The following is an 18,949-nucleotide window of genomic DNA, read 5'->3' on the forward strand; positions in this document are numbered from 1 at the left end:
ACGACTGCCCTGCGCCGCGGCGCTACTCTGTGTCCATGGAACTCCTCTCCGGGCTCGGCCTCGCGACCTCCTCGGGCCTCAACGCCTACATCCCGCTGCTCGTGCTCGGGCTGCTCGACCGGCTCACCCCCGTCGTCGAGCTCGGGCCGAGCTTCGCCTGGCTGTCGAACGGCTGGATCCTCGGGCTCCTCGCGGTGCTCCTCGTCATCGAGCTGCTCGCGGACAAGGTCCCGGCCGTCGACTCGATCAACGATGCGATCCAGACCGTCGTGCGGCCCACCTCGGGCGGCATCGTGTTCGGCTCCGCTGCGACCTCGGAGATCGCTGGGCTCGGCGCTGGCACCCTCGCCGTCACCGACCCCGGGGCGGTCGCCGGCTGGCAGACCTGGGTGCCGGTCGTCACCGGCATCGTCATCGCGCTCGTCGTCCACCTGACGAAGGCGCTCACCCGGCCGATGGCGAACACCGCGACGGCCGGCACCGCCGCCCCCGTGCTCTCCACCGGGGAGGACATCGTGTCCGCCGGGCTCTCGCTCATCGCCGTGTTCCTGCCGCTCCTCGTCGTCCTCGCGGTGATCGGCCTCGTGGTCGTCGCAGTCGTCGTTCGCCGCCGCATGCGCCGCAGGCGCGACCGGCGGCTCCGCAGCGGGTCGGTCTGATGCGCCCGACCCCCGGAGCGCGGGCCGAACTGCGGGGTATCCCATGATCGGCGCACAATTGCGCGGTGCGTTCCGGATACCGCGCAGTTCGGAGCTCGGGCGCAGCGCTGCGCCGGGGCGGGGCCCGAGGCGGCCGATGACGGGCGATGACGCGGTCCGCCGCGGGTGTCCGTGCCGCGTGCCATGATGGAGCCATGAGCCCCGACACGACGTCTGCGAACACCTCGAACGGGTCGACCCCGACCACCACGGCGAAGGGTCAGGCCCCAACCACCACGGAGAAGGGTCAGGCCCCGACCACTGAGGCCCCGACCACGGGGACCCCGGCCACCGCGTCCCGCGGCGTGCGGCTGCGCGCCCCGGAACTCACCGGGCGGCGCTGGATCAACACCGGTGGCACGGACCTGACGCTGGCTGACCTGCGCGGCAAGGTCGTGCTGCTCGACTTCTGGACGTTCTGCTGCATCAACTGCCTCCACGTCCTCGACGAGCTCCGTCCGATCGAGCAGAAGTACGCCGACGAGCTCGTCATCATCGGCGTGCACTCGCCCAAGTTCGAGTTCGAGCGCACCGTCGAGGCCGTCGATCAGGCCGTCGAGCGCTACCAGGTCGAGCACATCGTCCTCGACGATCCGGACCTCGTGACCTGGCAGGCCTACACCGCCCGCGCCTGGCCCACCCTCGCCGTCATCGACCCGGAGGGCTACCTCGTTGCCTCGATGTCCGGCGAGGGCCACTCCGCCGGGCTCGCCGGGCTCATCGAGGAGCTCATCGCCGAGCACTCGGAGAAGGGCACGCTCCACCGCGGCACCGGTCCCTACGTCCCCCCGGAGCCGGTGGAGACCGAGCTGTTCTACCCCGGCAAGCTGCTGCGCCTGGCGAACGGGAACCTCCTCGTCGCCGACTCCGGTCACCATTCGCTCGTCGAGTACGACCCCACGGGCACCGAGGTGCTGCGCCGGATCGGCACGGGGGAGCGGGGGTACACCGACGGCAGCCTGACCGAGGCCCGCTTCTCCGAGCCCGGCGGCATGACCGAGCTGCCGGAGGAGCTCGCCGCGCGGCTCGGCTACCGCGTGGTCGTCGCCGACACCGTCAACCACGTGCTGCGCGGGGTCGACCTCGAGGCGGGCACGGTGACGACGATCGCCGGCACCGGCGAGCAGTACATGGTCGGTGCGATCGACAACATCACCGGCGAGCACCGGCAGACCGGCCGTTACGACGGTCGGGCGGACCGCATCAAGCTCTCGAGCCCATGGGACGTCGAGTACTCGACGGCCACCGGCGAGGTCGTCGTGGCGATGGCCGGCAACCACACCATCTGGTCCTTCGACCCGGACGCGGGCACCATCCGCCTGCTGTCCGGCACGATGAACGAGGGCCTGCTCGACGGTGCGGCGGAAGACGCCTGGTTCGCCCAGACCTCGGGCCTCGACGCCGCGGCCTCCGGGGAGATCTGGGTCGCGGACTCGGAGACCTCGGCGGTGCGTCGGCTCGACCCGCGGACCGGTGCCGTCGAATCCCTCGTGGGCACCGGCCTGTTCGACTTCGGGTTCCGCGACGGCCCGGCGGACGAGGCCCGCCTCCAGCACCCGCTCGGCGTCGCCGCGCTGCCCGACGGATCCGTCGCGGTCGCCGACACCTACAACGGGGCGATCCGCCGCTTCGATCCCGCCTCCGGCGTCATGACCACCCTGGCGCGGGGTCTCGCCGAGCCCTCCGACATCCTCGTGCTCCCGGGTGAGGACGGCGCCCCGCCGGCCCTGCTCGTCGCGGAGTCCGCGGCCCACCGGCTCACCCGGGTGAGCATCCCCGCCGAGGCGCAGCAGGTCGACGAGGGTGCGAAGAGCACTACCCGTCCGGCCACCGAGATCGGTCGCGGGCCGCTGGAGATCAGCATCGGCTTCACGGTCCCCGCGGGCCAGAAGCTCGACGACCGCTGGGGCGATCCGACCTACCTCCAGGTGTCGTCGACCCCGCCGGAGCTCATCACCGACGGCGCCGGCGGTGCGGAGGGGATGGAGCGCACGGTGACCCTCGACCCGGGGATCGACTCCGGGGTCCTCCACGTCACCGTGCGGGCCGCGGCCTGCGACGGCGAGCCCGGGGGAGAGATCCCCCTCCACGCCGCCTGCCACCTCTACCAGCAGGACTGGGGCATCCCGGTGACGATCGCCGACGGCGCTGAGAACACGCTCCACCTCGATCTGCGCGGGACCTGACCGGCGGGATCCGAGCCGCGCCGCGTCCGCGCGTTCGCGTGCGATCCGGCTCGCACCGGAGGTCCCCGTCCGGCTCGTTCCGGAGCTCTCCGTCCGGCTCGCGGGCCCGCCCGCTGGGGGGTGCCCCGGGTGGAGCGGCTCAGCTCGCCGGGGGCGACTGGCCGAGCGACTGCCCCTCGTTGACGAGGGTGACGGACACCTCGCCGTCGGCCACGGTGACGAGGCCGGTGATCCGGACGATGATCCGTTCGGTGAAGTCGGACTCGTAGGCCGTGACGATGTCGCGTGAGCGGCCGGACACCTCGACCACGGCCTCGGCCGGGGCGACGGTGAGCTGCGTGCCGTCGGCCGTGAGGGTGATCGAGGGGTGTTCGACGATCGACCACGCGACCTCGTCGCCGAGGATCTCGTGGTCGGTCTCGAACCCGAACGGACACCCGGACGGCATGAGCGTCGTCTGCTCCGCACAGGCATCGAGCTGCGCGACCGCCTCGGCGGCGACCTCGCTCGCGAGCGCTTCCGTGGGCTCCGGATCGAGCGTCACCGGGGCGATCTCACCGGGCCGGAGCACATCGACGCGCACCGGATCGGCGTGCAGGTACTCGGCGTTGAAGCCCACGGTGTAGCCCGCCGGGAAGAGCAGCGGCACGCCGCCGCGGTCCGCCGGGGCGGCGACCCCGTTGATCTCGACGACCGAGGAGCCGGTGACGTCGAGGCCCAGGCGCGGCCACTTGTCGACCTCGATGAGCCACCGGTCGAACAGGCCCCACTGCGGGGCCGCTCTCACCAGCGAGTACGTCTCCTCGTGGGAGGAGTCGCCGAGCGTGAAGCCGACGGTGACCGAGGCCCGGTCACCCTCGACCCGGGAGTCGACGACCCGCGGGTCTCTCGGCAGCGACCAGGCGCCGGCGAGCACCGCATCGTCGAGTGCGGCGGTGTTCCGGGTCGACGGGGCGGCGAGCAGGCCGAGGGCCCGGGAGGCGTCGCCGTCCTCGAGCGCGGACAGGTACGCCACGACCGCGCGCTGCGGGGCGTGGGCGGTGAGGTTGAGGACCGGCACGGAGGCGACGGTGAGGAGAACCGCGACGATCGCCGCGAGGAGGAGGCGGAAAGCACGCGGGTCGAGGACGAGGAATGGGCGGCGCGGCTGCTTCTGCGTCCCCTGCGGCGGAGGTGTCGTGGTCATGGACCCCTTCCTCCCCCGCACGCCTGCCGACCGCCCCGGCACCGACCGGGGCGGTCGCGGAGGCTCTACGATCAGTCTAGACGCCCGGCCGGTGCCTCGGCCGGATAGGCCCGCATGCGGGAGGTGTCGACGTCGACGAACAGGCGCGTGCCGGTGCGGACCCGCGCCACGGTGTCCGCCACGGTGCTCGCCAGGCCCGGGTGGATGACACCGAACCCGGTGTCCTCCGCCGGCCGGGTGGCTGAGAAGTCGAGGAGGTCGACGGTCATCGCGAGTCCGACCTCGGTGTCGGCCGGCGACAGCACGACCTGGAGGAGCGGCCCGGAGTCGCGGACGGCGACGACGAGCGCCTCGAACACGGACTCGGAGGTGAAGGCGGGATCGAACTCGTCGAACGACAGGCGCGCGGCGGAGGTCGGGATGGTGACGTAGACCTTGCCGTCGAGCTCGGTCCGCGCCCGCACCTGCGAGTGCCCGATCGACAGCCAGCCGCGCCGGGCGAGGCCGGAGAAGACGGAGACGCCCGTCGCCGCAGCGGCGAGATTGCTCCGCGGTTCGCGCAGCTGCACCGCGAGCGGAGCGGTGTCGGCGATCTGCTCCTTCTCGATCGTCACCGTCCGCCCGCCGAGCACGGCGGCGTCCATCACCGAGGAGCCGGAGACCACGAGCCCGCGCTCGAACCGGGTGCAGGCATCGAGCAGCCGGCCCCGCAGGCCCGCGCGCGCCTGCCCGTCGAGACCGCGGAGCGGATCCTCGAGCACCAGCCACTGGCCGCCGGTCGCGAGGGTGAGCGCGCAGATCAGGCGCGCCCGGGAGTCCGCATCGAGGTCGCGCAGCCGGGTGCGCCGGCTGCGGTCGAGCGGGAAGCCGAAGTGCGCGCAGGCGTCGGCGAGTGCCGACGGCGTGCCGTGGGCGGCCGTGAACCGGCCGACGGTGAGCCGCCCGGGCTCCTCCGGCCAGGCGACGCGGGCGGTGCCGGCCAGACGTCCGATGGCGTGCAGAACGCCCCCGACATCGGGCGGCTGCCCGAGGAGGGTCAGCCTGTCGAGGGCGTTCAGCGGCTCAGCCGACACCGCCTCGCCCGCGACCCGGATCCCGGAGAGATCGAGCGTCGGGGCGGATTCCATGGGCGAGATGCGGTGCGGCCGGGGTGCGGTGCCTGGAGCCGGGCGGCTCAGACGTCAGACGGGTCGGTCGAGCGGGTGCGGCGACGGGTGACAACGACCGCAGCGGCACCGACGACGAGCAGGCCGGCGCCGAGCGCCAGTCCGGTCATCTCGGAACCGGTGCGCGGCAGCGCGGTGCCGGAGTCGGACGAGCCGCCGGAGCCGCTGCCTCCACCGCTGCCGCTGCCTTCGCCGCCGGCACGGTTGCCGGCCTCGTCGCCCACCGAGGTGCTGTTGGTGACCACGGTGAAGGAACCGGCCTGCGCCTCGGACTCGGGGCCGAACGCCGTGACGCGGTACTCGCCGAGCACCGGGTCGCTCGCGGCGTGCACGCCGACGACGGCGTCGCCCTGCTCGTTGGCGATCTTGTCGATCTGGAAGCGCTCGACCTGGCCCTGCGCGTGCTCGACCTGGACGGTGATCTGCTCGCCGGGCTGGGCGCCGGTGACGGTGATCGTCACGCCCTTGTCGTCGTCGGCGAAGTCGGACGAGGAGATCTCGGTCGGATCGATCGCGATGCTGAACGCCGCCGCCTCGGCCGCGTCGCTGCCCGCAGGCGCGGACGAGGTGGGCGGGGCCGGGATCTGCGACTCGGGTGCAGTCGGCGTCGGGCTCGGCGCCTCACGGCGGTTCTCGCTGTCGCCGGACTCGGTCGGGGTCGGCGTCGCCGTCTCCGTCGGGGTCGGAGACGCGGTCTCGGACGGCGTGGCGCTCGGGGTCGCGGTCTCGGACGGCGTCGCGCTCGGGGTCGCGGTCTCGGACGGCGTCGCGCTCGGGGTGGGTGATGCGGTCTCCGAGGGAGTCGCGGTCTCCGGTGGAGTGGTCTCCTCAGGCGTCTCGGTCGGGGTCGGGGTGGCGCTCGGCGTCGCGCACTCAGTGGGCGACGGGGCCGGAGTCGGGGTCTCCGCGACCTTCTCGACGACGTCGAAGGTGACCTTGGAGGAGTCCTTCTTCGTCTCCGTGTCGGTGAGGAACAGGGTGTACGTGCCGGTGGGCACCTTCGCCGCGTCCGTGGTCGTGAAGAAGAAGACTCCGTTGACCTCGCCCTCGGGCGTCACGGTCAGCGGATCCTTCACCGCGTACTCCGTGCCCTCGGTGCCGATCACGGTGACGGTGGCAGTGGATTCGGGGGTGAAGCCGGTCCCGGAGAAGCCGATGCCCTCCTCGGTGTCCGCGATGTCGGTCTGGGACACCTCGGGCACCTCGACGGTGGCCTCGGGGGCATCCGCGAGCGCCGGCACGGCGGCAGGAGTCGATGGCGATGCGCCCTCGGAGGGCAGGCATTCGGCCGGCGCAGGGGCCGACGGTGCAGTGGTGGACGCAACAGCGGGAACGGCGATCAAACCGGAAACCGCGGCGGCTACTGCGGGGGCAAGCACAAGACTCTTCGCAGAGGTCTTCACAGTATGGCCTTTCGGTCGTGGCGTATTCGACCACGCAAAGGCGACAGTGTTACTCCCGGCCCTTCGGTCAAGGGGGAAGGCACCATCGGCGCGGGCGTATAACAGCACCCACTGTAGAGCATTCTCCAAGGGAATGCGCGGGAGTTCTCCATTCCCGTAGCCGGATAGTGATCGAATCGTTGCCTGATCGACGGTAGATTGGCCGTGTGAGTTTGCTTTCCGATCGCGATATCCGTGCCCAGCTCGACTCCGGGCGCGTGGGTCTCGACCCCTACGACCCCACGCTCGTGCAGCCCTCGAGCGTCGACGTGCGCCTCGACCGGTTCTTCCGGCTGTTCGACAACCACAAGTACACGGTCATCGACCCCGCTCAGGAGCAGCCGGGCCTGACCCGTCTCGTCGAGGTCGCCCCGGACGAGCCCTTCGTCCTCCACCCCGGCGAGTTCGTGCTCGGCTCGACCCTCGAGCTCATCACCCTGCCCGACGACATCGCGGCCCGGCTCGAGGGCAAGTCCTCGCTCGGCCGCCTCGGTCTCCTCACCCACTCGACCGCCGGCTTCATCGATCCCGGATTCACCGGTCACGTCACCCTCGAGCTGTCGAACGTCGCCACCCTGCCGATCACCCTGTGGCCGGGGATGAAGATCGGTCAGATGTGCTTCTTCTCGCTGAGCTCGCCGGCGCAGAGCCCCTACGGCTCCGACCCCGCCACCGGCAACCGCTACCAGGGGCAGCGCGGACCCACCGCATCGCGCGCCCACGTGGGATTCCGTCGGGGCATGCCCTGATGGCCGGGGCCCACGACTCCCGCGATCCGCGCTCGCCCGAGACGCTCTGCGCCCGGCACCTGCTGCTGCTCGACGAGGAGGTCGAGCCGAGCGATGTGATCGCGCTCGTGACGAACCACTTCCCCGCCCTCGCCGAACCCGTCGTCGTCGCCGACGCGGATCCGCGCTGGGGCCACGAGGTGCTCGAGTGGCGGCTGACCCGCCATTCCCGACTGCACGGCCCGATGTTCGTGCCCGCCGCGGTACGCGCTGAGCTCGAGCTGCCGGACTGGGCCACCCGGGTGTTCGCCCTCGTGTGCCCGCGCGACCGCGAGCCCGCTCCGCCGCCATCCTGGCTCACCGACTCCGACGGGCTCCACCTGTTCTTCCCCGCCGGTCTCCCCAACCGGGAGGAGGGGCGCTCGCTCGACCTCCTCATCGCGCTCGCCCGGCGCCTCCACCTCGCCCTCCGGCTCGCCGACGAGCCGGTCGACCCGCTCGCGCTCGAGGCGCCGTCCGCCTCCCGTGCCGCACTCGCCGCCGCGGCCGACGCGCCGGCCCGGATCCTCGTGCCCGATCCGGAGGCGCACGTCGACGTCTTCGTGTACTCGCCGTACTGGCTCGCTCCGGACGTGCTGCTCGCCCGGCTCACCGAGGTCGACGCCGGCGCGCGCGAGCCCGACCCGGTGCCGCCGGAGGCGCTCGAGAAGATCGCCCACCTGATCTCGGCCGACGACCCTGAGATGCGGGACGGCTACGCCGTCGAGGTGCCCCTCGACTCGCTCGGCCCGCGGGCCGGACTGCTCGAGATCGGCGTCCTCGTCGAGGAGGCGCTGCCGCGCGCCGTCGCCGCGCATCTCGAATCGCCGCAGGTGATGTACCACCTGCGCTGGGTCGACACCGAGCAGCGGCGCTACCTGCCGGAGATCGACGCGGAGCTGCGGCGGATCCGCACCGCGGCCGCGCTGCGCCTCGACCGGCTCGCCGCGGAGGTCATGCGGCTCACCGCCGGGGTCGGCGTCGACCAGGACGGCTTCCTGCTCAGCGAGCACCAGCTGGGCTGAGCCGCACCGGGCCGATCGGGCCCGCATGCACGGCGCTCCGAGAACGGAGCGGGTTGGATATTATCACACGTCACCGGCCGGATCGACTTCGTGAACTCGGGCGATCTGTGAAAAAATGTCCGGACGTGCGTCGATTTTCGGAGAGGGCTGGAGCATGACAGTGCTGGTGGGGGCGTTCTTCGTGGCCGCGCTCCTCGCCGCACCGCTGTTCCGCCTGTGCGGACGCGCCGCCTTCCTCGTCCTCGCGCTCGTCCCGGGCGCCGGCTTCGTCGTCTCCCTCGCCCAGCTGCCCCGGATCCTGTCCGGCGGCGACGACTGGATGGAGCGCTTCAACTGGCTCCCGGCGCTCAACCTCCAGGTCGTCTTCCTCATGGACCCCCTGGCCTGGCTGCTCAGCCTGCTCGTCACCGGGATCGGTGCGCTCGTCTTCGTCTACTGCGCGCGCTACTTCGCCGCCGACGAGCCCCGGCTCGCCCGCTTCGCCGGTGTCCTCATGGCCTTCGCCGGCATGATGTACGGCCTCGTCCTCGCCGACGAGATGCTTCTCCTCTTCATTTTCTGGGAGGGCACCACGGTGTTCTCCTACCTCCTCATCGGGCAGTACAACAGCCGCCAGCAGTCCCGCCGTGCGGCTCTCCAGGCCCTCGTCGTCACCACCGCCGGCGGGCTCGCGATGCTCGTCGGCGTCATCCTCCTCACCGTGGTCATGGGCACCGGCCGGATCTCGATGATCGTCGACATCGGCTACACCGTGGGGATCAACGACGGCCTCGTCATCACCGCGGTGATGCTCATCCTCGTCGGCGCGGTGTCGAAGTCCGCCCTGATCCCGTTCCACTTCTGGCTGCCCGGCGCGATGGCCGCCCCCACCCCGGTGAGCGCCTACCTGCACGCCGCGGCGATGGTCAAGGCCGGGATCTACCTCGTCCTGCGCCTCGCGCCCGGGTTCCACGGCATGCCCGGCTGGACCGCCGTGCTCCTCGCGCTCGGGATCACGACGATGCTCATGGGCGGCTGGCAGGCGCTGCGGCAGTTCGACCTCAAGCTCGTCCTCGCCTTCGGCACCGTGTCCCAGCTCGGCTTCCTCATCATCGTCAGCTCGTTCGGGACGCGCGACATCACCCTGGCCGCGACGACGCTCCTGCTCGCCCACGGCCTGTTCAAGTCCGCGCTGTTCCTCATCGTCGGGATCATCGACCACCGGGCCGGCACCCGTGACCTGCGCAAGCTCAGTGGCTACGGCGCGCGCTCGAAGGGGCTGTTCATCGCCGCCCTTGTCGCCGCCGCCTCGATGGCCGGCGTCCCGCCGCTGTTCGGATTCGTCGCCAAGGAGGCGGTCTACACCACGCTGCTCGAGGACGGCACGAAGGCCGGTGCGATCGCCGTCATCGGTGTCTTCCTCGGTTCGGTCCTCACCGTGGCGTACTCCGCGCGCTTCGTGTGGGGCGCGTTCGCCACGAAGCCCGGGGTGGAGCCGATCGAGCCGGCGCGCGAGAGTCCGCTGTTCAAGTCGGTGCCCTATCTGCTCGCCGCGCTCACCGTGCTCGCCGGCCTCGCCTCCTCTTTCCTCGACCCGGTCATCGCCTCGTGGTCCGCGCGCCTGGCCGGCGGCGCGGAGAAGCCCTACTACCTCGCGCTGTGGCACGGTCTCGAGCCCGCGCTGCTCCTGTCGGCGGGCAACCTCGCGCTCGGCCTCGCGATGTTCTGGTTCGCCCGGCAGGTCTCGGTGTTCCAGGCCGCGATGCCCGACGGCATCGACTTCCACGGGCTCTACCGCCGCTCGATCACCGGGCTCGAGGCGTTCGCCGCCTACGTCACCGCGCGCACCCAGCGCGGCTCGATGCCGTTCTACCAGGGCGTCATCTACATCGTGTTCATCGGCTCGGTGTCCGCCGCGCTGCTCCTCAACGACACCTGGCCCAGCGGCATCGCGCTCGCCGACAACGCCCTGCAGATCATCGTGGCCTTCGCGATCATCATGGCCGCGCTCGCCGCGACCCGCGCGCAGAAGCGCTTCGCCGCGGTCGTCATCGTGGGCATCGCCGGCTACATGATGGTCGCGTTCTTCGCGCTCCAGGGCGCGCCGGACCTCGCGCTCACCCAGGTGCTCGTCGAGACCATCACGATCGTCGTGTTCGTCCTCGTGCTCCGTCGCCTGCCGGCCCGGATCGGCAACTCCTCGGGCCGCCTCTCCCCGTCCCTGCGCGGCCTCATCGCCGCGGTGTTCGGGATCATGATGATGCTCGTCGCCTTCGTCGCGCTCGGCGCCCGCACCGCCGCTCCGATCTCCGAGGCGTTCCCCTTCCTCGCCTACGAGTACGGCCACGGCAAGAACGTCGTCAACGTCACCCTCGTCGACATCCGCGCCTGGGACACCCTCGGCGAGCTGTCCGTCGTCGTCGCGGCCGCCACCGGCGTGGCGAGCCTGATCTTCGTGCGCGGACGGGAGGGTCGCCTGCAGCGCTTCCAGAGCCACCGGCCGGACAGCTTCGCCGCGCGCCACCGGCCCGTCGAGGACGAGCTGTTCTCGCCCATGCGCACCACCGACGACGGCCCGAGCACCGACACCAAGCGCAGCGCCTGGCTGCTCGCCGGGCGCGCGCTCGCCCCGAAGAACCGCTCGATCCTCCTCGAGGTGCTCGTCCGCCTGCTGTTCCACCCCATCCTCGTGTTCTCCGTCTACCTCCTGTTCGCCGGCCACAACCTGCCCGGCGGCGGATTCGCCGCCGGCCTCGTCGCCGGTATGGCGCTCGTCGCCCGCTACCTGGCCGCCGGTCGCCACGAGCTCGCGGAGGCGGCCCCGATCGACGCCGGCCTGCTCCTCGGCCTCGGGCTCGCGCTCGCCGCCGGCACCTCGCTCGGCGGCTTCCTCTGGGGGAGCGTATTCTTCGAGTCCGCCTACTGGAGCACCGAGCTGCCGGTGCTCGGCTACGTGTCGTTCGGCACCTCGACGATCTTCGACATCGGGGTCTACTTCGTCGTCGTCGGCCTCATGCTCGACATCCTCCGCAGCCTCGGCGCGGGGGTCGACCGCCACCAGGAGGCGGACGAGGAGCGCCTGGCGGAATCGCTCTCCCGCGACGAGCACGCCGGGCCGGACACCACCGAGCTCCACGCGATCCTCGGCCGCATGGACGACGTCGAGGTCGACGGGCCGGCAGGGGGGAGCCGACTGTGACGACCTCTTTCGTGATGCTGCTCGCCATGGGCGTGATGTTCGCCTGCGGCCTCTACCTCATGCTCGACCGCTCGCTCACCCGTGTGCTGCTGGGCTTCCTGCTCATGGGCAACGCGGTGAACATGCTCATCATCCTCACCGCCGGCCCTCCGGGGCGGCCGCCTCTCACCGACGGGGAGAACCTCACCACCGACGGGATGAACGACCCGCTGCCGCATGCGCTCGTGCTCACCGCGATCGTCATCACCTTCGCGCTGTCGGCGTTCCTGCTCGCGATGATCTACCGCTCCTGGCGCCTGGTCCGCAACGAGAACCTCGAGGACGACATCGAGGACGTGCGGATCGCGCTCGCCAAGGGCCGCGGCTCCGGCGACGAGGCGGGCACGAGCGGGGAGTACGACGACACCGAGTTCGGCGACGAGGCCCAGACCCCGATCGCCGGGGCGCTCGACCTGGACGAGGACGGCTCGCCGGTCGAGCGCCGGGCGGAGGACCGGGCGGAGGACCGGGCCGAGGCGCGGGCCGAGGGCGGCTCCGACACCGGGGCCGAGGCGCGGGCCGGTTCCCGTCGGACCGACTCCGGTGAACCCGGCTCCCGCGAGGCCGGCTCGGACGAACCGGGCGCCGCCGACCGCCGCACCGACTCCGATCAGACCGGGAGGGACACCTGATGCTCGCCGTCCTCGTGCCCCTGCCCGTGGTCCTGCCGCTCATCGGGGCCGGCATCACCCTCATGCTGTCCGGACGCCGGCGGGGCCAGACCGCCGTCACCGTCATCACGCTCGCGATCGTGCTCGCGATCGACCTCGTGCTCCTGTTCGGCGTCGACGCCCGCGGCACGCAGGTGGTCGCGGTCGGCGGCTGGGAGCTGCCCTTCGGTATCGCGCTCGCCGTCGACCGGCTCAGCGCGGTCATGCTCGTCGTGTCCGCGATCGTCACCCTGCTCGTGCTCCTCTACGCGGTGGGCCAGGAGATGGCCGACACCGCGAACGAGACGCCGGTGAGCGTATTCAACCCGACGTACCTCATCCTCTGCGCCGGTGTCGCCGCGGCCTTCATCGCCGGCGATCTGTTCAACCTCTACGTCGGCTTCGAGATGCTGCTCGGCGCCTCGTACGTGCTCCTCACCCTGGGCGCCACGGCGCAGCGGATCCGCGCCGGGGTGACCTACATCGTCATCTCGCTCGTGTCCTCGCTGATCTTCCTCATGGGGATCGGGCTCGTCTACGCGGCGACCGGCACCGTGAACATCGCGCAGCTGTCGGTGCGGATCGGCGAGCTGCCGCCCGACATCCAGATGATCCTCCACATCACGCTGCTCATCGCGTTCGGGATCAAGGCCGCGGTGTTCCCACTCGCGTTCTGGCTGCCCGACTCCTACCCGACCGCACCCGCTCCGGTCACCGCGGTGTTCGCCGGCCTGCTCACCAAGGTCGGCATCTACGCGATCATCCGCACCGAGACGGTGCTCTTCGCCGAATCGAACCTGCGCACCCCGCTGCTCGTCGTCGCCGCGCTCACCATGCTCGTCGGGATCCTCGGCGCCGTCGCGCAGTCGGAGATCAAGCGACTCCTGTCCTTCACCCTGATCTCGCACATCGGCTACATGATCTTCGGCGTGGCGATGGGGACGGTCGAAGGTCTGACCGCGGCGATCTTCTACACCGTGCACCACATCATCGTGCAGACCGCGCTGTTCCTCGCCATCGGTCTCGTCGAGCAGCGCAACGGCACCACCTCGATCCGCAAGCTCGGCGGCCTCGCCGTGCTCGCCCCGGGCCTGTCCCTGCTGTTCTTCATCCCCGCGCTCAACCTCGCCGGGATCCCACCGTTCTCCGGGTTCATCGGCAAGGCCGCGCTGTTCCAGGCCGGGTTCGAGACCCGCGACTGGCTGATCTTCGTGCTCATCGGCGCCGGCGCGCTGACCTCGCTGCTCACGCTCTACGTCATCGGCAAGACGTGGAACCTCGCCTTCTGGCGGGACCCGGACGACACCGAGGAGCCCACCCCGGAGCTCGTCGAGGAGTTCGAGGAGCGCAAGGAGGCCGTCGCCGACGGCCGCAGCTGGCGCAGCACGCAGACGATGCCGCGCACGATGATCGGCTCGGCCACGGTGATGGTCGCGGTGAGCGTGCTCGTCACGGTGTTCGCCGGCAATCTCTGGGACATCAGCGCGCGGGCCGCGGAGAATCTCCGGAGCCCGTCGACCTATGTGTCCTCGGTGCTCGGAGAGGAGGACGGATCATGACGACCAAGCGGTCGAAGGCGCGCCGCTCCATCCTCCAGCAGGCCCTGCTCGTGCTCGTGCTGTGCGCGCTGTGGATCATGCTGTGGGACCAGTTCACCGTACTCAACATCGTCACCGGGCTGGTGCTCGGGATCCTCGTCACGCGCTGGTTCTACCTGCCGCCGGTCGAGCTCTCGGGCCGGTTCAACCCCTTCTACGCCGTCCAGTTCATCCTCTGGTTCACCGCCTCGATGATCATCGCCTCCGTCCACGTCAGCTGGTCGGCCGTGCGCCGCCGGGGGGTGCGCGCCGGCAGCGTCATCGAGCTCGACCTCCACACGCGCTCCGATCTCCTCATCACCGCGGTCTCCGTGGTGCTCGGGCTCATCCCCGGCTCGATCTGCATCGAGGTCGACCGGCCGCACTCGGTGATCTACGTCCACGTCCTCGACTGCTCGACGGAGGAGGCGATCGAGAAGGCGCGCGAGCAGATCTACCGGATCGAGCACCTGCTCATCGCGACCTTCGGCTCCGCCCACGACCTCACCGCGCTCAACGAGTGGCGGGTGGAGAACGGCCGGAAGCCGGTCCTCGCACAGCGCACGATCCGACCTGCGGGCAAGGAGGCCGACCGATGACCGGGCTCTCGTCCACGCCGATCGTCGATCCTGACATCCTCCGGATCGCCGGACCGATCATCGGCGTCGTCTTCTTCGTCGCGATGCTCATCGCGGTGTTCAAGATCATCAGGGGCCCATCGATCCTCGACCGGATGATGGCCTCGGATGTGCTGCTCGCGACGCTGATGTGCGGATTCGGCGGGTACGTCGCAGTGACCGGTCGCGTCGATCTGCTGCCGGTGCTGCTCGCGCTGTCGTGCCTGGGCTTCCTCGGCTCGGTGAGCGTGTCGCGCTACGTGTCCCGCTCGGAGACCTCCGCCCCGGTCATCGGGTCGTCGGTGTTCGAGGAGATGGACGAGGCGGACGACGAGGTGGCCGCGGACGGCGCGATCCCGCGCGCCGCGCGCACCGCGGCCAGCACCTCGGCAGGTGGGGCGGCGTCGCCGGCCGGCGGTCCCGACGACGGAATGGTGGCCGCCGGAGCCGCCCGTGACCACCATCCGGGGCCCGCGGGGGACGTCGCCGGCCCGGCGGTGACGGGCGAGGAGGAGCCGATCCGCACGCTGCCCGAGCAGCGCGAGCGATCGCCCGAGGAGGGCGAGGCGCGAACCGCGCCCGAGGGCGCAGGGCCCGGGCAGGGGCAGGCGCCGTCCGAGCAGGAGCACCCCGCGGCCGGCCCCGACGAGGAGGATCTCGTCGATGAGGCGGTGCGCGACTCCGCGGCGAAGAACGCCGATGCGGAGATCGGCATCGAGCCGAGCAGCGCCGCACCCGCCGCGGCGCCCACCGACGAGCACTCACCTGTCGAGCACCGCGCCACTGAGCACCGCGCCACCGAGCACTCCGTCGGACCCCTGTTCGGCGACGACGAGGAGGAGGGGCGGTCATGATCGCCGACATCGTCACCCTGGTCTTCATCTGCGCGGGAGCCGCGCTGTCGCTCGCTGCGGCGATCGGCCTCGTCCGCTTCCCCGACCTCATGAGCCGGCTCCACGCGGCGTCGAAGCCGCAGATCCTCGGCCTCATCCTCATGATGTTCGCGATCGCGATCCAGATCCCGCACTGGGGGCCGATCACCACGATGTTCCTCGTCGTGACCTTCCAGATGATGACCACCCCGGTGGGCACTCACATGGTGGGCCGCGCGGGCTATCGCACGAAACGGCTGCGCCGATCTATGCTGTACCGAGATGAATTGGCGGACGCCGTCGCCCGTGCCGAGGCGCGGGATTCCGCACAGCGCACCGCCCGCACAGTGCCGAAGGACTCGCAGACATGACCTCAGCTTTCGCCCAGGACGATCGACCGCTCGTCCTCGTCGCCGACGACGAGCCCGATGTGCTGGGCGCGGTGGTGCCCTTCCTCAGCCGCTCGGGATTCCGGGTGATCAGCGCCCCGGACGGCAAGCTCGCCCTCGATGAGATCCGCCGCCATCAGCCCGACGTGTGCGTCCTCGACGTGCTCATGCCCGGTGCGGACGGCCGCGAGGTGCTGCGCACGCTGCGCAGCGAGGAGAACTGGGTCCCGGTGCTGCTGCTCACCCAGGTGGGCGAGGCGGTGGAGCGGGCGATGGCGCTCGAGGAGGGCGCCGACGACTACCTCAACAAGCCCTTCGACCCGCACGAGCTCATCGCCCGGATCCGCGCGGTGCTGCGCCGGACCCGTCAGGACGGGCCGCCGCTGGCGAACGCCCCGGTGCTGATCTCGACGTTCGGGCTCAAGCTCGACCGGGTGGGCCGCCGCGCATGGATCAACGACCGCAACCTCGTCATCACCCCCAAGGGTTTCACGCTGCTCGAGTACCTCATGGTGCACCAGGACGAGCTCATCGAGCGCACCCGCCTGCTCGAGGTGCTGTGGGGCTTCGACGATGCCGTCGGCACCCGCGCCGTCGACTCCCGCGTCGCCGAGCTGCGACGCGTGCTCGGCGAGGACGCGGCGAACCCGCGGTGGATCGCGACCGTCCAGGGCCGCGGCTACCGGTTCGTCGCCGAGGTGCGCGGCGCCAACGATCTGGGCGGCCGATGAACACCTTCCTCGTCTTCGAGATCCGGATCTGGCTCTTCCTCGTCCTCCTGCTCGTCGGTCTGCTGCTGCTCGCCGGCGCGGCCTACCTCGCGTGGCGCTGGCTGCAGCGGCGCGAAGCGCGGCTGGTGGCGGAGAACCGGCGGACGGCGGAGCGGGACGCACTCACCCGCCGCAATCGGATGCTCATCCGCCTCGACCACGAGCTCAAGAACCCGCTCACCGCGCTGCGCACCTCCGCGGCGACGGTGCGGGAGATGATCCGTGACGACAGCCCGAACCCGGACGAGATCGCGCCCGTCGTGCGCCAGATCGACACCTCGGCCCGCCGGGTCGCGCGCCTGCTCGCCGATCTGCGCAAGCTCGCCGATGTCGAGTCCCGCACGATCGAGTTCACCCGCGTCGACATGGATCGACTTATCCACCAGGCTGTCGAGGATGCGCGCACCGCACCCGGCGCCGAGGACCGGATGATCGTCGCGACGGTCGCCCGCGCCCCGTGGAAGCTGCCCGATGTCGCCGGCGAGGAGGACCTGCTGCTGTCGGCGATCCTCAACCTGCTCGGCAACGCGATCAAGTACTCCGCGGACACCGACGTCGTCGAGCTCCGCGCCAACGAGCAGATCATCCGCAACCACCGCTGGGTGGTCGTCGAGGTCGCCGACACCGGGCAGGGCATCCCGTCCGATGAGCAGGACACCGTGTGGGACGAGCTGTCACGCGGCAAGCGCGTGCGCTCCGTGGCCGGCTCCGGCATGGGCCTGTCGCTCGTCCGCTCGATCATCGCCCGGCACGGCGGATCGGTCGAGCTGTTCAGCCAGGAGGGCGTGGGCACCTCGGTGCGGCTCGTGCTCCCGGTGCTCGGCGACGCACAGGCACCCGGCGCGCCCCACGACGACGGGGCGCAGGCCGCCGCGGCGTCTGCCCCGGTGCAACCGTTCAACGACAGCAGCCGCGGCGGGGGCGCCGGCGGATTCCTGCCGCCGCGTCAGCCCTCCGAGGCCGAGCTCGACGGACGCATCCTCGGCACCCCGAGGCGCACCTCGAAGCGTCGCCTGCAGCGGGTCAACGGCGAGCTCCACGATTCCGCGACCGGCGAGACCTTCGGCGATCAGGTGCCGTTCGACTCGGGTCCCTACCAGCACTTCAAGCCGCCGCGGCCGGCCGCGCCGCCCCCGCAGCCGATGGGGTCGGGACCGCAGCAGCACGCGCCGGGGCCGCAGGACCTCGGGCCGGGCCAGCAGAATGTCGGTTCGGTGCCGCAGCAGTACGGCTCGGGACCTCAGAACGTCGGTTCAGGCCCCCAGCAGTACGGCTCGGGGCCGGTGGGCCCGGGCGGCCCGGGCCAGGCCCAGCCGTACCAGCAGGCACCTGCGGCGCAGCCGTATCAGCAGGGCGGGTCGGAGCAGCGGGCGATGGACCGGGCTCCCATGGAACGACCGGCGCCCGCTCCCCAGCATTACGGCTCCGCTCCTCACCACTACGGCTCCGCGCCACAGCAGTACGGCTCCGCGCCTCAGCAGGGCGGCCCGGTGGCCCATGAGCGCGGTGCGGCTCCGTCCCGGCAGGCCCAGCAGGCCCCTTCCGGTGAGGGCGACGAGCCTCCGCGGGACACCACCTCGGGCTCGGAGCCCCGGCACTGATGCGCCGGCGCATCCAGGCCCTGTGCGCCGCCGGCGCGGCCGTTCTGCTGGCCGGCTGCGGAGCCTTCCAGGTCCGCACCTCCGAGGAGGGCGGCGGCGTGATGGGGGTGCGCGTGGCACAGACCGCCGGCCCCACCCCGACGCCCACGGAGACCGGACCGGCTCTTGCCGACGGCTACCAGCTCGTCGACGTGCCGTTCTCCGAGGGGTGCGGGGTCCCGATGCGGGTCGCGGTCCCCGACGGGTTCTCCGTCGGCTCCTCCGCCGGCGACTACGTGACCTTCGTCGAGGGCACCGCCGCGCTCGACGACCCGACGATCTCGATCTACTGCTCGGATTCGGTGTTGAGCGAGACCGCGGCCGAGCACATCGAGACGACTCGCAGCTACGGCTATCAGGAGGCGGGGACGACCAAGATCGCCGAGCGGAAGGGGCAGTTCGGCAACGGCTACTTCTGGAGCTACCAGGTCGACATGTCTCCGCGGGAGATCTTCGCCGGGACCTCTCAGACGATGCTCTACGGTGCCGACATCGCCTATACCGCCGAGGGTCGCCTGTTCACGCTCAAGTACGCAGCGACCGCGCCCACCGAGGACGTCGCGGGCCAGCACCGGCTGCAGCCGGCGGCGGACTTCGTCGAGGTCGACGGCCGGTTCGTGCCGATGCCCGACTGGGCCGGCTGAGCGGTCACCCGCGCAGCCGGCGGTGCCGCAGAAGGCCACTCCGCAATCGATGATGTCGGCCGAGCGATCACCCTGGAGGCGGCCGCTCCGCAGCCGCCCACCC

At 71.4% G+C, this 18,949-nt stretch carries 16 protein-coding genes; 13 read left to right on the plus strand and 3 right to left on the minus strand.

What is annotated here, in order from left to right; translation table 11 throughout:
* The first annotated feature begins 35 nt into the window (after positions 1-35).
* Entirely contained in the window at positions 36-659 is a 624-nt protein-coding gene (locus AB0I45_RS05430; RefSeq protein WP_360317251.1) for a DUF4126 domain-containing protein, read from the plus strand.
* Positions 660-853: 194 nt separating this feature from the next.
* Entirely contained in the window at positions 854-2,884 is a 2,031-nt protein-coding gene (locus AB0I45_RS05435; RefSeq protein WP_137318608.1) for an NHL domain-containing thioredoxin family protein, read from the plus strand.
* Positions 2,885-3,023: 139 nt separating this feature from the next.
* Here the strand turns inward: AB0I45_RS05435 and AB0I45_RS05440 are convergent, their stop codons facing one another.
* The 3 genes from AB0I45_RS05440 to AB0I45_RS05450 all read right to left on the minus strand — a co-directional run bounded on the left by AB0I45_RS05440 (position 3,024) and on the right by AB0I45_RS05450 (position 6,477).
* On the minus strand, positions 3,024-4,070 hold the full coding sequence (locus tag AB0I45_RS05440; protein WP_360317254.1) for a hypothetical protein: 1,047 nt from the start codon (positions 4,068-4,070) through the stop codon (positions 3,024-3,026).
* 71 nt (positions 4,071-4,141) lie between these two features.
* A complete protein-coding gene (locus AB0I45_RS05445) occupies positions 4,142-5,197 on the minus strand; it encodes an ABC transporter (protein WP_295688557.1) in 1,056 nt (351 codons plus the stop codon).
* Positions 5,198-5,244: 47 nt separating this feature from the next.
* The gene (locus AB0I45_RS05450) at positions 5,245-6,477 is read right to left on the minus strand and encodes an LPXTG cell wall anchor domain-containing protein (RefSeq protein WP_295688555.1); all 1,233 of its coding nucleotides are present in this window, start codon (positions 6,475-6,477) and stop codon (positions 5,245-5,247) included.
* 368 nt (positions 6,478-6,845) lie between these two features.
* Here AB0I45_RS05450 and dcd point away from each other — a divergent pair, with 368 nt between their 5' ends.
* The 11 genes from dcd (at position 6,846) to AB0I45_RS05505 (ending at position 18,846) form a co-directional block, all read left to right on the plus strand.
* Complete coding sequence (gene dcd, locus AB0I45_RS05455; RefSeq protein ID WP_295688553.1) at positions 6,846-7,427, plus strand: dCTP deaminase; 582 nt, start codon at positions 6,846-6,848, stop codon at positions 7,425-7,427.
* On the plus strand, positions 7,427-8,470 hold the full coding sequence (locus tag AB0I45_RS05460) for a hypothetical protein (RefSeq protein WP_295688551.1): 1,044 nt from the start codon (positions 7,427-7,429) through the stop codon (positions 8,468-8,470). Before dcd ends, AB0I45_RS05460 begins: the two co-directional genes overlap by 1 nt.
* Positions 8,471-8,624: 154 nt before the next feature.
* Positions 8,625-11,648, plus strand: a complete 3,024-nt coding sequence (locus AB0I45_RS05465; protein ID WP_295688549.1) for a Na+/H+ antiporter subunit A — start codon at positions 8,625-8,627, stop codon at positions 11,646-11,648.
* On the plus strand, positions 11,645-12,319 hold the full coding sequence (locus AB0I45_RS05470) for a Na(+)/H(+) antiporter subunit C (RefSeq protein ID WP_137318614.1): 675 nt from the start codon (positions 11,645-11,647) through the stop codon (positions 12,317-12,319). Before AB0I45_RS05465 ends, AB0I45_RS05470 begins: the two co-directional genes overlap by 4 nt.
* Positions 12,319-13,896, plus strand: coding sequence for a Na+/H+ antiporter subunit D (locus AB0I45_RS05475; RefSeq protein WP_137318615.1), 1,578 nt, complete (start codon positions 12,319-12,321; stop codon positions 13,894-13,896). The genes AB0I45_RS05470 and AB0I45_RS05475 overlap by 1 nt, the downstream gene beginning before the upstream one ends.
* Positions 13,893-14,513 carry a Na+/H+ antiporter subunit E gene (locus AB0I45_RS05480; protein ID WP_137318616.1) on the plus strand — a complete coding sequence of 207 codons (621 nt, stop codon included), beginning with the start codon at positions 13,893-13,895 and terminating at the stop codon, positions 14,511-14,513. Before AB0I45_RS05475 ends, AB0I45_RS05480 begins: the two co-directional genes overlap by 4 nt.
* On the plus strand, positions 14,510-15,385 hold the full coding sequence (locus AB0I45_RS05485; RefSeq protein ID WP_295688545.1) for a monovalent cation/H+ antiporter complex subunit F: 876 nt from the start codon (positions 14,510-14,512) through the stop codon (positions 15,383-15,385). Before AB0I45_RS05480 ends, AB0I45_RS05485 begins: the two co-directional genes overlap by 4 nt.
* Positions 15,382-15,774 (plus strand): monovalent cation/H(+) antiporter subunit G, encoded by a 393-nt coding sequence (mnhG, locus tag AB0I45_RS05490; protein WP_137318617.1) that lies wholly within the window; start codon positions 15,382-15,384, stop codon positions 15,772-15,774. The genes AB0I45_RS05485 and mnhG overlap by 4 nt, the downstream gene beginning before the upstream one ends.
* The gene (locus AB0I45_RS05495; protein ID WP_137318618.1) at positions 15,771-16,523 is read left to right on the plus strand and encodes a response regulator transcription factor; all 753 of its coding nucleotides are present in this window, start codon (positions 15,771-15,773) and stop codon (positions 16,521-16,523) included. The genes mnhG and AB0I45_RS05495 overlap by 4 nt, the downstream gene beginning before the upstream one ends.
* Positions 16,520-18,163: a HAMP domain-containing sensor histidine kinase gene (locus tag AB0I45_RS05500; protein WP_247424145.1), complete on the plus strand. Its 1,644-nt coding sequence runs from the start codon at positions 16,520-16,522 to the stop codon at positions 18,161-18,163. Before AB0I45_RS05495 ends, AB0I45_RS05500 begins: the two co-directional genes overlap by 4 nt.
* Complete coding sequence (locus AB0I45_RS05505; RefSeq protein ID WP_247424141.1) at positions 18,163-18,846, plus strand: hypothetical protein; 684 nt, start codon at positions 18,163-18,165, stop codon at positions 18,844-18,846. The genes AB0I45_RS05500 and AB0I45_RS05505 overlap by 1 nt, the downstream gene beginning before the upstream one ends.
* Positions 18,847-18,949 lie beyond the last annotated feature (103 nt).

The organism is Brevibacterium sp. NPDC049920, assembly GCF_040656435.1.
Taxonomy (GTDB): Bacteria; Actinomycetota; Actinomycetes; order Actinomycetales; family Brevibacteriaceae; genus Brevibacterium; species Brevibacterium pityocampae.

What these genes read in the sequence shown, in the direction of transcription:
- AB0I45_RS05430 (WP_360317251.1), top strand. Translation starts at nt 36, where the DNA reads ATGGAACTCCTCTCCGGGCTCGGCCTCGCGACCTCCTCGGGCCTCAAC.
- AB0I45_RS05435 (WP_137318608.1), top strand. Translation starts at nt 854, where the DNA reads ATGAGCCCCGACACGACGTCTGCGAACACCTCGAACGGGTCGACCCCG.
- AB0I45_RS05440 (WP_360317254.1), bottom strand. Translation starts at nt 4,070, where the DNA reads ATGACCACGACACCTCCGCCGCAGGGGACGCAGAAGCAGCCGCGCCGC.
- AB0I45_RS05445 (WP_295688557.1), bottom strand. Translation starts at nt 5,197, where the DNA reads ATGGAATCCGCCCCGACGCTCGATCTCTCCGGGATCCGGGTCGCGGGC.
- AB0I45_RS05460 (WP_295688551.1), top strand. Translation starts at nt 7,427, where the DNA reads ATGGCCGGGGCCCACGACTCCCGCGATCCGCGCTCGCCCGAGACGCTC.
- AB0I45_RS05465 (WP_295688549.1), top strand. Translation starts at nt 8,625, where the DNA reads ATGACAGTGCTGGTGGGGGCGTTCTTCGTGGCCGCGCTCCTCGCCGCA.
- AB0I45_RS05475 (WP_137318615.1), top strand. Translation starts at nt 12,319, where the DNA reads ATGCTCGCCGTCCTCGTGCCCCTGCCCGTGGTCCTGCCGCTCATCGGG.
- AB0I45_RS05480 (WP_137318616.1), top strand. Translation starts at nt 13,893, where the DNA reads ATGACGACCAAGCGGTCGAAGGCGCGCCGCTCCATCCTCCAGCAGGCC.
- AB0I45_RS05485 (WP_295688545.1), top strand. Translation starts at nt 14,510, where the DNA reads ATGACCGGGCTCTCGTCCACGCCGATCGTCGATCCTGACATCCTCCGG.
- mnhG (WP_137318617.1), top strand. Translation starts at nt 15,382, where the DNA reads ATGATCGCCGACATCGTCACCCTGGTCTTCATCTGCGCGGGAGCCGCG.
- AB0I45_RS05495 (WP_137318618.1), top strand. Translation starts at nt 15,771, where the DNA reads ATGACCTCAGCTTTCGCCCAGGACGATCGACCGCTCGTCCTCGTCGCC.
- AB0I45_RS05500 (WP_247424145.1), top strand. Translation starts at nt 16,520, where the DNA reads ATGAACACCTTCCTCGTCTTCGAGATCCGGATCTGGCTCTTCCTCGTC.
- AB0I45_RS05505 (WP_247424141.1), top strand. Translation starts at nt 18,163, where the DNA reads ATGCGCCGGCGCATCCAGGCCCTGTGCGCCGCCGGCGCGGCCGTTCTG.